Origin of the sequence: Planktothrix rubescens CCAP 1459/22 (genome assembly GCA_904830895.1) — a bacterium.
In the GTDB taxonomy this organism is placed as follows: Bacteria; Cyanobacteriota; Cyanobacteriia; order Cyanobacteriales; family Microcoleaceae; genus Planktothrix; species Planktothrix agardhii.
In genome coordinates this window covers 3,692,058-3,704,842 of record LR882958.1, presented here as the reverse complement: position 1 = coordinate 3,704,842, position 12,785 = coordinate 3,692,058, and the positions used below count along the sequence as shown (strand labels likewise).

At 41.1% G+C, this 12,785-nt stretch carries 11 protein-coding genes; 1 reads left to right on the top strand and 10 read right to left on the bottom strand.

What is annotated here, in order from left to right; translation table 11 throughout:
* Nucleotides 1-47 precede the first annotated feature (47 nt).
* The 10 genes from NMG86_RS17380 to NMG86_RS17335 all read right to left on the bottom strand — a co-directional run bounded on the left by NMG86_RS17380 (nt 48) and on the right by NMG86_RS17335 (nt 9,893).
* Nucleotides 48-2,333, bottom strand: a complete 2,286-nt coding sequence (locus tag NMG86_RS17380) for a caspase family protein (protein WP_026798190.1) — start codon at nt 2,331-2,333, stop codon at nt 48-50.
* Between the two features lie 165 nt (nt 2,334-2,498).
* Entirely contained in the window at nt 2,499-3,674 is a 1,176-nt protein-coding gene (gene sat / locus NMG86_RS17375; RefSeq protein WP_026795666.1) for a sulfate adenylyltransferase, read from the bottom strand.
* Nucleotides 3,675-3,827: 153 nt separating this feature from the next.
* Entirely contained in the window at nt 3,828-5,072 is a 1,245-nt protein-coding gene (gene fabF, locus NMG86_RS17370; protein ID WP_026798189.1) for a beta-ketoacyl-ACP synthase II, read from the bottom strand.
* 61 nt (nt 5,073-5,133) lie between these two features.
* Nucleotides 5,134-5,358, bottom strand: a complete 225-nt coding sequence (locus NMG86_RS17365; protein ID WP_026785909.1) for a hypothetical protein — start codon at nt 5,356-5,358, stop codon at nt 5,134-5,136.
* Nucleotides 5,359-5,495: 137 nt separating this feature from the next.
* Nucleotides 5,496-6,398 carry an RRXRR domain-containing protein gene (locus NMG86_RS17360; protein WP_043939747.1) on the bottom strand — a complete coding sequence of 301 codons (903 nt, stop codon included), beginning with the start codon at nt 6,396-6,398 and terminating at the stop codon, nt 5,496-5,498.
* Nucleotides 6,399-6,596: 198 nt separating this feature from the next.
* Nucleotides 6,597-6,842 (bottom strand): acyl carrier protein, encoded by a 246-nt coding sequence (locus NMG86_RS17355; protein ID WP_026785910.1) that lies wholly within the window; start codon nt 6,840-6,842, stop codon nt 6,597-6,599.
* Between the two features lie 364 nt (nt 6,843-7,206).
* A complete protein-coding gene (locus tag NMG86_RS17350) occupies nt 7,207-7,677 on the bottom strand; it encodes a hypothetical protein (RefSeq protein ID WP_026785911.1) in 471 nt (156 codons plus the stop codon).
* Nucleotides 7,652-8,875, bottom strand: coding sequence for an urease accessory protein UreH domain-containing protein (locus NMG86_RS17345; RefSeq protein WP_337587939.1), 1,224 nt, complete (start codon nt 8,873-8,875; stop codon nt 7,652-7,654). The genes NMG86_RS17350 and NMG86_RS17345 overlap by 26 nt, the downstream gene beginning before the upstream one ends.
* 8 nt (nt 8,876-8,883) lie before the next feature.
* Nucleotides 8,884-9,603, bottom strand: a complete 720-nt coding sequence (locus tag NMG86_RS17340) for a class I SAM-dependent methyltransferase (protein WP_026798187.1) — start codon at nt 9,601-9,603, stop codon at nt 8,884-8,886.
* Between the two features lie 92 nt (nt 9,604-9,695).
* Entirely contained in the window at nt 9,696-9,893 is a 198-nt protein-coding gene (locus tag NMG86_RS17335) for a hypothetical protein (RefSeq protein WP_026785914.1), read from the bottom strand.
* Between the two features lie 229 nt (nt 9,894-10,122).
* On the opposite strand from NMG86_RS17335, the gene NMG86_RS17330 reads away from it, so the two are divergent.
* Complete coding sequence (locus tag NMG86_RS17330; RefSeq protein ID WP_026798186.1) at nt 10,123-12,654, top strand: mannose-1-phosphate guanyltransferase; 2,532 nt, start codon at nt 10,123-10,125, stop codon at nt 12,652-12,654.
* Nucleotides 12,655-12,785: the final 131 nt, after the last annotated feature.

Below are 12,785 nucleotides of genomic sequence, written 5' to 3'. Positions count from 1 at the left end.
TTTGCCTCTTGCCTGTTGCTATAAGATGAGTCTTTGGAAGTTAATTTCTATCCTACAACCCGATAATCAAAATTAAACGTTGCCCAACTATTAATATCCAGGGCTAAATCATCGGTGATAATTCCCATTTTTTCTAAGGTTGGTTGACTACCTCTATTCAAATCTTGTAAAATTGCATCAGCAATATTCAAAGGATTAGAAACTCGATTAAATTTTAAAATACCTTCATTTTTATTAATATTTCTATCTGAAATTTCTAATGTTTCTAAGAAGGGATTATGACTTAAAATAACGTGAGTTTCTACTAATCCGGTTGACCCTTTGACCATTTCTCCGATCATTTCTGTGGAAGAATTTCCGCTATAAATGTTAGCGGTTGGTAAACTCAAGGATTTACCGGGCGCAATTTGTTGTTGTTGGGGGTCAAAACCTGAATTAAAAATATAAGTTTCTCCTTCACTATTCATAGAAAACACTAGGAAATAAACCGGAAATTCCCCTTGATTTTGGAGTTGATATTGTAAACGACTTCCTAGAGGGACTGTGATAATGCCGATATTTTCTGAAGCGTTAATCAGGGGTTGATTTGAACTCGATTGAGAATTAATATTATTATTATTTTCTGGATTAATAGTATTAAAAATTCCTGTGGTTTTTCGTTTAATTAAAACTTGAGATTGGGGGGCTAATAAATTTAAAGATGCTCTTACTTTTAAATTCGAGGAACGTTCATTTTCTGTTGATCTTAATAACTTAATTGCTAACCGGGTTTTTAGTTGGGGAATTAACCGATGTATCGCAACTTTTACCGCTTCTCCTCCTTCGCCAACGGTATTAGGAAGTAAGACTAAACCCTTAGAAAATAACCCATATCTGCCCTGAAATAAAGGGGATAAGGGTGCGTTCAATGTTTGGGCAATAGTGGTATCGGTAACGCGACTAAGAACATAATCCGCAGGTTGATCACCTGCTACAATTGCCATCCGAGGAGAATCGGAAAAGGTGCTAGTTGCATCAACTCGTTCAATTCGAGATAATTTCGGATCTAAGGCAATTTTTAAATCAATTTTTCGAGGTAAAATTCTAATTAATTCTTGCACTTTTTGTCCGATTTTTAATCCTAAAAATGACGTTGAATTATTATTTTTTATTTGGGCTTTGGCATTTAATCCTGTGCGAGAACGTATTTGTAAATAGATAGGATTTTCTAAAGAATTAGAATCTGATATAATCGTTAATACACTATTTAAACTATAGGAATCTAACACAAAAGCTGGCAAACCAGTTAATAAAATTTTGGCTGTTTTGCCATTATCTTCAACTCCGGTAATTACACCATCAACCGGAGGAGAATTAATCCATAAATTCCCTAAAGAAAATTCTGATTCAGTTTTAGAATTAGACCCCGTTAATGTGCGGCGCAGTTGGGGTTGTTGAGATGATCCCACAATTTGTTCAACTTCTCCCGCAACCCGACGGATTTGATCTGATAAATTCCGGGGTGAACTTGCCCCCCAGAGGGTTTGGGTTAAGATATAAGTGAATAATCCTGCATTAAAGCCATCCCATCGAGCTTCTGTGGCGATTTGGGATGGTTTAGATGCGGATAAAACTATCCCTGGTAAACCTGGTTTTCTTTGTTCTAATTCTTGACGAGAAATGCCTAAACTAGATAATAGTTGATTTTGTAAATCTAATTCTGCTGGATTAATTTCAACGGTGGTTGGACTGGGAATAGCGCGAATTTTTAGAGTCCCTTGTTGATGATATCCTGGATAAATAAAGCTGGTATCTAAAATAGTAATTATGTTAGAAGTTTTTAGCGATCGCAATAATAACCACAAGGTATCTTCTAAAATATCATTAACAGTTTCCGTTTCTGATAAAGCAACATCAACAGGAAGAAAAGAATGCTGAATTTGAGATGAATTAGAAACCAAATTATACCGAGGGATACAACTCCCATAACCACTAAAATGAAACAGCGCTAAATCTCCCATTTTAGCCTGTTCAATTAAATGGGAAATAAATGCCGATTCAATTTGATTTCTAGTAGCTGCTTCATTTGTTAACGTGACAATATCATCGGGCTGAAAACCGAATTTATAAATTAACAAATTCCGTTGCAATTCCACATCCGTTAAACAGCCTTGCAACGGTTCTTGAATGCGATTTGTAGTTGGATATTGATTAATTCCAACTAATAGGGCTAACTTCCGTCGGGCTGGCTGTGCCAAGGCTTGATCAGAACGATAATACAGTCTTTGATTAATCCCCAGTGCCGCCAGGAGTAAGCCAGCCCGTTGTAAAAATTCCCGTCGTTTTAGTCCCATTACCAAAAATCAGTAATCAGTAATCAGTAATCAGTTATCAGTGTTTAGAATTGCCACGGCGCCTCTGGAACCGTTATCAGTTATTAGGTAATAATTTAAAAACAGCTAATTCACTATTAACTATAATATCAACTATTACACTGATAACTGATAATTAATAACTGACTACTGATTATTTGTTTTCATTGCTTTAATTAATTCATTAGCAACTTCCGGGCGGGAAAATTCCGGGGGTGGCAGTTCTCCCCGACGGAGTAATTCTCGTACCTTAGTTCCCGATAAATGAACTCGCTGTTCCGGCGAACTGGGACTGGTTTTACTGGTTGCCATTCCTTCTGTCACCTTACAGTAAAAAGCGTGTTCAAACATCATCGGAGTAATACCTAATTCTCCGGGTTCAAACTCATTGAAAATATATTGAGCATCGTAGGTGCCATAATAATCACCCACCCCGGCATGATCCCGACCCACAATAAAATGAGTACAGCCATAATTTTTCCGCACCAGCGCATGAAAAATCGCTTCCCGGGGGCCAGCATAACGCATTGCAGCCGGATTAATTGCTAAAATCACCCGTTGTTTAGGATAGTAATGATCAATCAAAATTTCATAGCAGCGCATCCGCACATCCGCAGGGATATCATCGGATTTTGTCGCCCCAACTAAAGGATGCAAAAACAAGCCATCAACGGTTTCTAAAGCACATTTTTGGATATATTCATGGGCGCGATGGATGGGGTTTCGGGTTTGAAATCCAACAATAGTTTTCCAGCCTTTTTCTCTAAATATTGCCCGAGATTCAGCCGGGTCAATTTGATATTTCGGGAAGTAGGGATGGGATTGACGCTCTAATAACCACACTGGGCCAGCGAGATTAATTCCCCCTTGATCGTAAACTACTTTTACCCCAGGATGTTTTTCATCCGTGGTACGGTAGACTTTCAGGGCTTCGGTTTCCTTGTCGTAGGAATATTTTTCGGTCAGTTCCAAAATCCCAACAAAATCACCTGTAGGGGAATCTAAACGCACCAAACCTCCTTCTTTTAGGTTCGAGGCGACCTCCTCCGATACAGACAAAGTAATCGGAATTGACCAGGGTAAACCATTACTCAGGTGCATTTGGTCAACAACGGTTTTATAGTCCGCCTGTTCCATAAACCCAGTTAGGGGACTAAAACCCCCAATAGCGATTAGTTCTAAATCAGAAAGCGATCGCTCATCCAACTGAACTCGGGGTAAATGTTCTCCTTTGTCCAAAAATTCCCGTCGTTGGTCAGGAGTTGCAATACGATTAATTAGATGTCCACCGTGGGGAGCAATGGCGTCTAGTGATTGACTCAAGGATAACCTCTCTAAGCTAACTAAAAAATTGACAATTATTCAATTTTCTTTATTTTCTATACTACTAGGATTTGTTGACATCCTCCACTCCCCAAAGGCGAGTGGATTTTTCACTACGCCACAAGGGTGGCTGAATTCGTAAAAATTGCCAGATCACGGTTGAAACTTTTTAAATACTAAGGTCACATTATGACCGCCAAATCCAAAGGAATTGGATAAAGCCACATTCACAACTTGGGCGCGACTCCGATGAGGAACATAATCCAAATCACATTCGGGATCTGGATTATCCAAATTAATTGTCGGAGGAACCCGATCCTCTGCAATGGCCATCGCCGTTGCTACCGCTTCAATACCTCCCGATCCCCCTAATAAGTGACCGGTCATTGATTTAGTCGAACTTACCGTGATCTTGTAAGCACTTTCCCCTAATACCCGTTTAATTGCGGCGGTTTCCGTCGAGTCGTTGGCCGAGGTACTGGTTCCATGGGCATTAATATAACTAATTTGTTCCGGGGTAATTCCGGCATCCTTCATCGCCAAGGAAATAGCTCTACTAGCCCCTTCTCCCCCAGGAACAGGGGAGGTGATATGGTAGGCATCACAGGTCATCCCATAACCCACCATTTCCGCATAAATCCGGGCACCCCGACTTAAAGCACAGTCTAATTCTTCTAATAGTAAAATTCCGGCTCCCTCTCCCATCACAAATCCATCTCGATCCCGATCAAAGGGACGACAGGCGATTAGGGGTTCATCATTGCGAGTAGATAGAGCCCGGGCTGCGGCAAATCCCGCCACCGATAACGGGGTAACTGCCGCCTCTGTACCGCCACAAATCATCGCTTGAGCATAGCCGCGTTGAATTAAACGAAAGGCATCGCCCACGGAATTTGACCCGGCCGCACAAGCCGTCACCGAACAGGAGTTAGGCCCCTTAGCCCCGGTATGAATAGCCGTGAGTCCGGCCGCCATATTAGCAATCATCATCGGGATCATAAACGGACTACAGCGATCGGGGCCACGAGTTAAATAGATCTCTTGCTGATCTTCGAGTACCTTCAGTCCGCCAATACCTGTGCCAATAATGACACCCACCTGTTCTGCATTTAAGTCATTAATCACGAATCCGGCATCAGAAACAGCTTGTTGACTAGCCGCTACCGCAAACTGAGCGAAGCGATCCATCCGCTTGGCTTCCTTGCGCGAGATATAATCACAGGGGTCAAATCCCTTTACCTCACCCGCAATCCGACAATCGTGCTTTGAGGCATCAAATCGGGTAATTGGGCCAATTCCATTGCGTCCGTTAATTAACCCGTCCCAATATTCAGCCTTGGTATTTCCAAGCGGAGTAATTGCCCCTAAACCTGTTACAACAACGCGCTTAAAATTCATCGAAAAACTGGGTTTGAAACCCCGTCCTTTAGCGAAGCGAAGGACGGCTTTACACAATCTTCTAAGTAACAATCAACCCGTTAGAACGGCGAATTAACTGTACTTTACTAGAAGCAATCTGCCCTAACCGTTTCCAGTTAGCATCGCTAACAGATACTTGTCTTTCGGTATCACCACTGACGTAGCTAACACCCTTGGGAGATTTAACCAAATCACCCTTGCGAAATCCATGACGAGTTGTAGAACCCCCATACTTACGACGCACTCCGCCTTTGGCCGGGAGCATTATAGCAGTCGCCAGACCTATTAGGACAAAGAGTGATGCAGCAAAGCTAGACGGTGAAGTCTTTTCCTCCGGTGTTCCCTCCCCCCCCTAGCCTGCCGTGCACGGGGGGTTTGGGGGGGCTGTTCCGGTGTTCCCTGCTATAAGTGAAGTTGGCGACGAGAAAAAGGGGGTTTGCGAATCACTCGGAATTGGGCAGTTGTGATCACAACATCACCAAACCAATTAGCACCATCAGTTTTTGCTGTGTGATATTGGCGATACTCGACAAAAGCTGTTGCTGCAATAGCGACACCATCAACCGCATGAGTATTGAATTCAGGCTTAGATTTGTCTGTTTTGTTCTTTGTTAGCCCCAAATATTTACGAGTTGATGCGGTTTGATAACCTTCAATCCTAACTACTGGCGCAAACTTTTCTAATTGGCTTAACATCCATTTTTGTCCCACCCCCCCTAGCCCCCCGTGTACGGGGGGTTTGGGGGGGGGCGAAAAACCTTTACCAGATTTTGCTTGTTTACGTCCACTGGTTAAGTCAACATCGGCTTTTACATACTCGGATCTAATTTCTGCAACTGGGTAAATTCTGAATAATTCGGAAACTATTCTCAATTCCAATTGGCGATTAGCACGAATTGATGGAGGCAGTTTACCTTGGCGACGATTATTAAAGCGTTTTTGGCGATGGTTGCGTTTCGAGAACTCAATCTTCCGGTTGATCCTTCTTCCTCTGCGACCTCGACGCATTAATCGTCTTATATCCATGCGTTCACGGACTGTCTGAAACGGTAAAATTAGATGGGCTGTATACAGTGTAAACTTAGCTGATTGAACACCAATCCCAGAGAATTTCTTGCCAGGATCAATCCCAATCACAAGATTTTGGGTTGTGTATCCACTGGGTTCAATTGTGAGTTGAACATAAAATTGCCCACAGTCTGACCAGCGTTTAACTGCTTTTCCAGATTCAATCCACTTCCTCGCTCTTGCGGGTGTGGTTGGCATTAATGGCTTGTTGTTTTGATCAACTACTGGGATTCGCATTTTGGTATAACCCAATTTCTTGTTTTAGTCTCTTCGCTCAACTCAATTAAGATGTCTTGGCTTTACCCAACAACAGCAGTTAAATTAAAATGGGTTAGGATTGCCTAGTTCAGACAGTCGGATGCAGCAAAGTTTCTGCGGGACTGACAAACGGCTAATCCTCTGCTTTTTCTGTTGATTTTAAATCAGTTTAAAAGATTAAGCTGATGCTGGGACGTTGTTTTCGATGTAGTCTACAACCTCTTGAACGGTTAGAATCTTTTCGGCATCTTCATCGGGAATTTCGATACTAAATTCTTCTTCTAATGACATAACCAGTTCTACTATATCCAGAGAATCAGCACCTAAATCATCGGTGAAGCTGGCATTTGGAACAACTTTATCTTCTTCAACATCTAATTGTTCTTTAACAATTTTCTTCACTTTGTCAAACGTATCACTCATGTCCTATTTTTCCTTATTGGGATGTCGCGTATACCATTTTATCTGAAAGGTGGATCACCGCAGCAACGATCTTCTAACTTTTTCGAGTTGCAGACATCGGGTTTCGGAGGTCGGCTGTGGGCCAATGCCAAACATAATCATTATTAACCCGTAGAGGCGGATTCTGTAAAAATTTATGCTTTTCACAAACAACCTTCAAAAACCCGCCCCACCCCACCCTTGATCTTCCAAAAATTATCTATTCTGGGGAGTTAAATTAAAAGTAGTTAATTAAATTAAGATGGGCGGGTTTAGGTAGATTGTTTGTGAGTAGGAAAGGTTAACTCGAACCCGCCCCTACCTGGTGAGAAAATTCGGTTAAAATTTATCTAACCGTGACAGAATAACTGGTTTTGAAAGGTTTAAAATCCTGATTATTTTTAGCAGTTCCTTTCAATTCTAATTGATAAATTCCTGCTTGGGGAAATATAACTTCTGTTCCGGGGATACCCTGATATTTTTCCGCAGCAATAGCTTTTAATTGGGGCTGCATTAATGGTTGAGTATTTGATGACCGAGGTTCTCGATAAATCGCCAATTGACAATTACATTCAGATAGGGGAATAATTTTTCCGCCGCGACGAGTTAATGCAAACCAAATCCTGGCTTTTTCTCCTGATCGGGGATTATGATTAGGTTCTAGGTGAAATGTTACCGCCACATCTCCAGACACTTCTAATTCATGGGCGATAGCAGGGTTAGAATAGGAGAATTTTTGTAGGGGTTGAACACAGAGGAATGTTCCAATAATTAATAATAATTTTAAAGACTTATTTTTGTTTAAGGGGCGCAACATAAAATTTTTCTAATCCTAATAGTGACCAAATAGAAAGATACCTAATCAATAATACCATTAAAGTTACAATAATAAAAATAAAACCTCTTAATTGATCAAAAAATGTTAGATCAAATCTACCAAAATAATTAGAACCAATTAAGAGAGCATGAATCACTATTAAAATTAATGCGGGTACGGCTAATAAATGAATTTTTCGCCAAACTATTCCTAAATAACTTTGAATATGATCAAAACTGGTAATAGCCGCAGGAATCATCAATAATAATGCTAATCCCCCCGCTATTATTCCTAGTTGATGTTGAATAATCATAAATTCAAAAGCAGTTAAATTCCATTGAAATGTATGATCTAACATTTGTACCGTATGAATAATCGCTAATACAAAAGCTCCGACTCCTAAAAAGCGTCTATATTTTAAAGGTTGTGACCAGAGGCGACTAATGGGACGGGCAATTAAGGTGAACATTAAACTAATTAAAGAACCATATCCCGTATAATCAACATGGTTTCCGGTTCTTAATAGGGTTAAAATTCCAATTAATAAAGTAATCCATCCCCCCATTCTAAAAAGTTGACTTCGGCGGTCGGCGGTGAATTTTTCGGTTAATAATCCCACCCCTAACATGGTCGGAAAAGTTCCGATTCCAAAGGCTAACATAGTTAGCATTCCTAACCCTAAATTTCCTGTTTCTGCGGCTTTAATTTGGGCTGTGTAGAGAAAACCACAGGGAATTAAACCCCAAATTAATCCTAATAAAATTGGGGTAAAAAAATGATTTTGTAAAGATAGATTCACCATCCATTTACTCAGGTGATCATGTAAATTTTTAGGAGATAAAGGATGGATAATTGGGAAACGATGAAAGACGGTAGGATTAATTTGAGCTAATCCTAAAATGATTAATAGAATTCCAGTAAAAATCGCTATCCCTTGGCGAAAAATACTGCCAATTCCTGCCATTTGTCCCCCAGCAATTAAAACCGAACCCAACCCGCCAATCATCGCCCCAATTAAGGCATAACTCAGAATCCGGCCTAAATTTAATAATAGGTGAAATTGCCAGGGAATTTTGCCAGGGGAGAGGGATTCGTCGGAAACAGAAAAAGCCACGGTTAAGGGGCCGCACATTCCCAAACAGTGACCAAAACTTCCGAGAAATCCTAATGCACCAATTAACAATAGGTCAATGATCATGATTCCGTTTAAAAGCGGATTTTATAGAGTTGAAACAACGTTCCGGGCTGGCGTTTTAAAATTTTAGCTCCCGTTTCTTTGATAATTTTTTCCCAATTTTCTAGGATTTCCAAGAAAACTTCTGTACCTAAATAGGTTTCTAAAATTGCCCAATCTTCGGCTAATTCAGCATCGGGAATCAGAACATCAAAAACAAAATCTCCCCCAGGTTTAACTACCCGCTTGACTTCTTTTAAAACCAATTCCCAATAACTGATCGGATAGTAACAACTCCATCCAGTGGCGATCGCTAAATCAAACTGATTTGCCTCATATTGTAATTTATGACCGGGGGCTAAAGTTACTCCTTTAAACAGTTTAGAATTTAACTGTGGCCCTCGAATATTCAGGGCGTCCTTAGCCACCGTACTAATTTCTTGACCATAAAATAAAGCTCCCCAATCTCGCCAAGGATAAATTAGAAAACTGACCCCACAACCAATATCTAAACAGTGCTGATTTTTTTGCGGTTTGGCAATTTCCCAAAAGGGAGAAGTGATTTTTTCTGATAAAGTTCCAGCTATGCGATCGCGAAAAATTGCCATCGTTTCAACCTCTGGAGGTAAATCAAAAGATCCCCCTTGATATTCTTGATTAAAACGATTGGCAATCGAAGCGATCGCCCTTTCCAAAGGGTCGGAACTCACAGATAAATTGAAAAAACCCGATGAATTAGAAGATTTAGCCATTCATTGTAAGATGTGTGAAGAAAACCTCTAGGTTTGGAGACCAAACCGCCACAATCAAAGATTATGACATCGGCGCGAATTGCTATATCAGTCTATTTTGAGCCTTTCAATGCTTTTTTAAAGTTTTTCCGATAGGAAGGATTAAATACAAACAAAACTGGCCATAACAGGGAGAAGATCAGACGGTTTTGGAAACTGCGGTTGAAGTTGGTATTTTCAAACCCCGTCCAAAATTTCCAGATTCCACCCGCATAAATAACGACTAATACTAGGGTAATTAGGGAATTCATGTCTGAAATATTTTATACCTAAAGGATGATAGACACAGTAAACATAGGTCTATTCTAGCAGTTAATCTTAGAGAATGGTGATTGGGGTTGACATAGGTTAAAAGGGAAGCAATTCCATAGGAAATTTGCTATTCTATATATTGAGAAGGTTTTTAATTATAAACCTAGCTGTGATCAAATCCGAAAAACACCGGATCACCAAATCAAGCTAAATCAATCAGGAGGATATATGCGAGCAGTGCTAATGGCCGGTGGATCAGGAACACGACTAAGACCGTTAACCTGCGATCTGCCTAAACCGATGGTACCCATACTCAATCGTCCGATTGCTGAACATATTATCAATCTCCTCAAACAACATAATATTACAGAAGTGATCGCCACATTGCATTATCTTCCCGATGTGATGCGAGAATATTTTCATGATGGCAGTCATTTAGGGGTACAAATCACTTATGCGGTGGAAGAAGATCAACCCCTGGGAACCGCAGGTTGTGTCAAAAATATTGCCGAACTTTTAGATAAAACCTTTTTAGTAATTAGTGGAGATAGTGTTACGGATTTTGATTTAACTGCCGCCATAGAATTTCATCAGCAGAAACAATCCAAAGCCACCTTGATTCTAACCCGAATGCCCAACCCCATTGAGTTTGGTGTGGTCATTACCGACGAAAATCATCGAATTAATCGCTTTTTAGAAAAACCCGCCGCCAGTGAAGTTTTCTCCGATACGGTGAATACCGGAACCTATATTTTAGAACCAGAAGTTTTAGAGTATCTTCCCTTTGATCAAGAATGTGATTTTTCCCAAGATTTATTTCCCTTACTCCTAGAAAAAGGGATACCCATGTATGGGTTTATTGCTAATAATTATTGGTGTGATATTGGTCATTTAGACATCTATAGAGAAGCCCATTATGATGCCTTAATGGGGAAAGTGAAACTGAAAATTGCCTACCCCGAACCTTCTCCGGGTCTGTGGATTGGAGAAAATACCTTTATTGATGAAACCGCCGTGATCGAAACCCCGGTTTTGATTGGTCGGAATTGTCGCATTGGGGCGAGGGCACAAATTGAAGCCGGAAGCGTGATTGGCGATAATATCACCATCGGGGCCGATGCCAATATCAAACGGCCAATTATTTGGAATGGGGCGATTATTGGGGATGATGCCCATTTACGGGCCTGTGTAATTGCCCGGGGTGCGCGGGTGGGACGTCGTGCCCATGTCCTCGAAGGGGCGGTGGTGGGTTCCTTATCCAGTGTCGGGGAAGAAGCCCAAATTAGTCCGGGGGTGCGGGTCTGGCCAAGTAAAAAAATCGAATCCGGGGCTACCCTGAATATTAATTTAATTTGGGGGAATACGGCCCAACGCAATTTATTCGGTCAAAGGGGGGTGCAAGGATTAGCAAATATTGATATTACCCCGGAATTTGCGGTTAAATTGGGGGCGGCTTTTGGGTCAACTTTAAAACCCGGTTCTTTGGTAGCAGTTTCCCGGGATCAACGGCCGATTTCTCGGATGGTGACTCGTTCTTTAGTGGCAGGTTTAATGTCCGTTGGGGTGAATATTATTAACTTAGATGCCACCGCCATTCCCATCACTCGCACGGCTATTCCTACTTTAAATGTAGCGGGGGGAATTCACGTTCGCCTCTCCCCAGAACGGGCAGACTATTTATTAATTGAATTTTTGGATAATAAAGGAATTAGTATTACCAAAGCCAAGGAGAAAAAAATTGAAGGGGCTTATTTCAAGGAAGATTTGAGACGGGCGCAAATTCCTGAAATTGGTAACGTCAGTTATACGGTTGATTTATTAGATATTTATAGTGCCAGTTTTAGTAAACATATCAATAGTGAAATTTTACGCTACAGTAACGCCAAGGTAGTTATTGACTATGTTTATGCGGTTTCTGGGGCAATTTTACCCCAACTTTTAGCTAAATTTGGCTGTGATGCGGTGGTTTTAAATGCTAGTTTAAATCATACCGCTTTATCGGTTCCTGAACGAGAAAATTTACTCGATCAATTAGGACGAGTTGTAGAAGCGCTACGGGCTAATTTTGGAGCCCAGGTTTATGCCAATGGGGAACAATTTATGTTAGTAGATGAAACCGGAAGTCCCATTCGAGGGGAATTTTTAACCTCTTTGATGGTGAATATGGTCTTAACTTCCCATCCCCGCAGTACCATCGTAGTTCCGGTGCATACATCTTCGGCCGTCGAACAAATTGCCCGTCGTTACGATGCTAAAGTCATCCGTACCAAGGCAAACCCAACGGCCTTAATGGAAGCTTGTCACCGCAATCCTAACGTAGTTTTAGGTGGCAGTGGCGATATGGGATTTATCTTTCCCCAACTGCATCCCGGGTTTGATGCGATGTTTTCCATTGCTAAAATTATTGAACTGTTAACCAGCCAAGAGCGCTCACTAACCCAAGTACGGGCGGATTTACCCCATGTCGTCCATCGTCGCTATACCGTGCGTTGTCCTTGGACAATTAAAGGAGCATTAATGCGGCATTTAGTCGAAACCCATTCCCCCGACAACCTAGAATTAATTGATGGAGTCAAATTAATTAACTACCAAGATGATAACTGGGTTCTGGTTTTACCCGATGCGGGAGAGCCGCAGGTTCATATTTTTGCCAATAGTGTTGATCGAGATTGGGTTGATACGACCCTGCGAGAATACCGCAATTTAGTTCATGATTTTGTGAATCAATCCCAAGGGATGGATCACCGCGAAGATATTTAGGGTAAAAAATTAATCAAAAACCGTTTAAATTTTCCAATAAAAATGTCATGATTGAAAAAACTCAACTCTTGGGGAGAGTTTCATGAATAGCGAGGGAGAACACTCCCACGGCAAACAAATTTATTGATCAA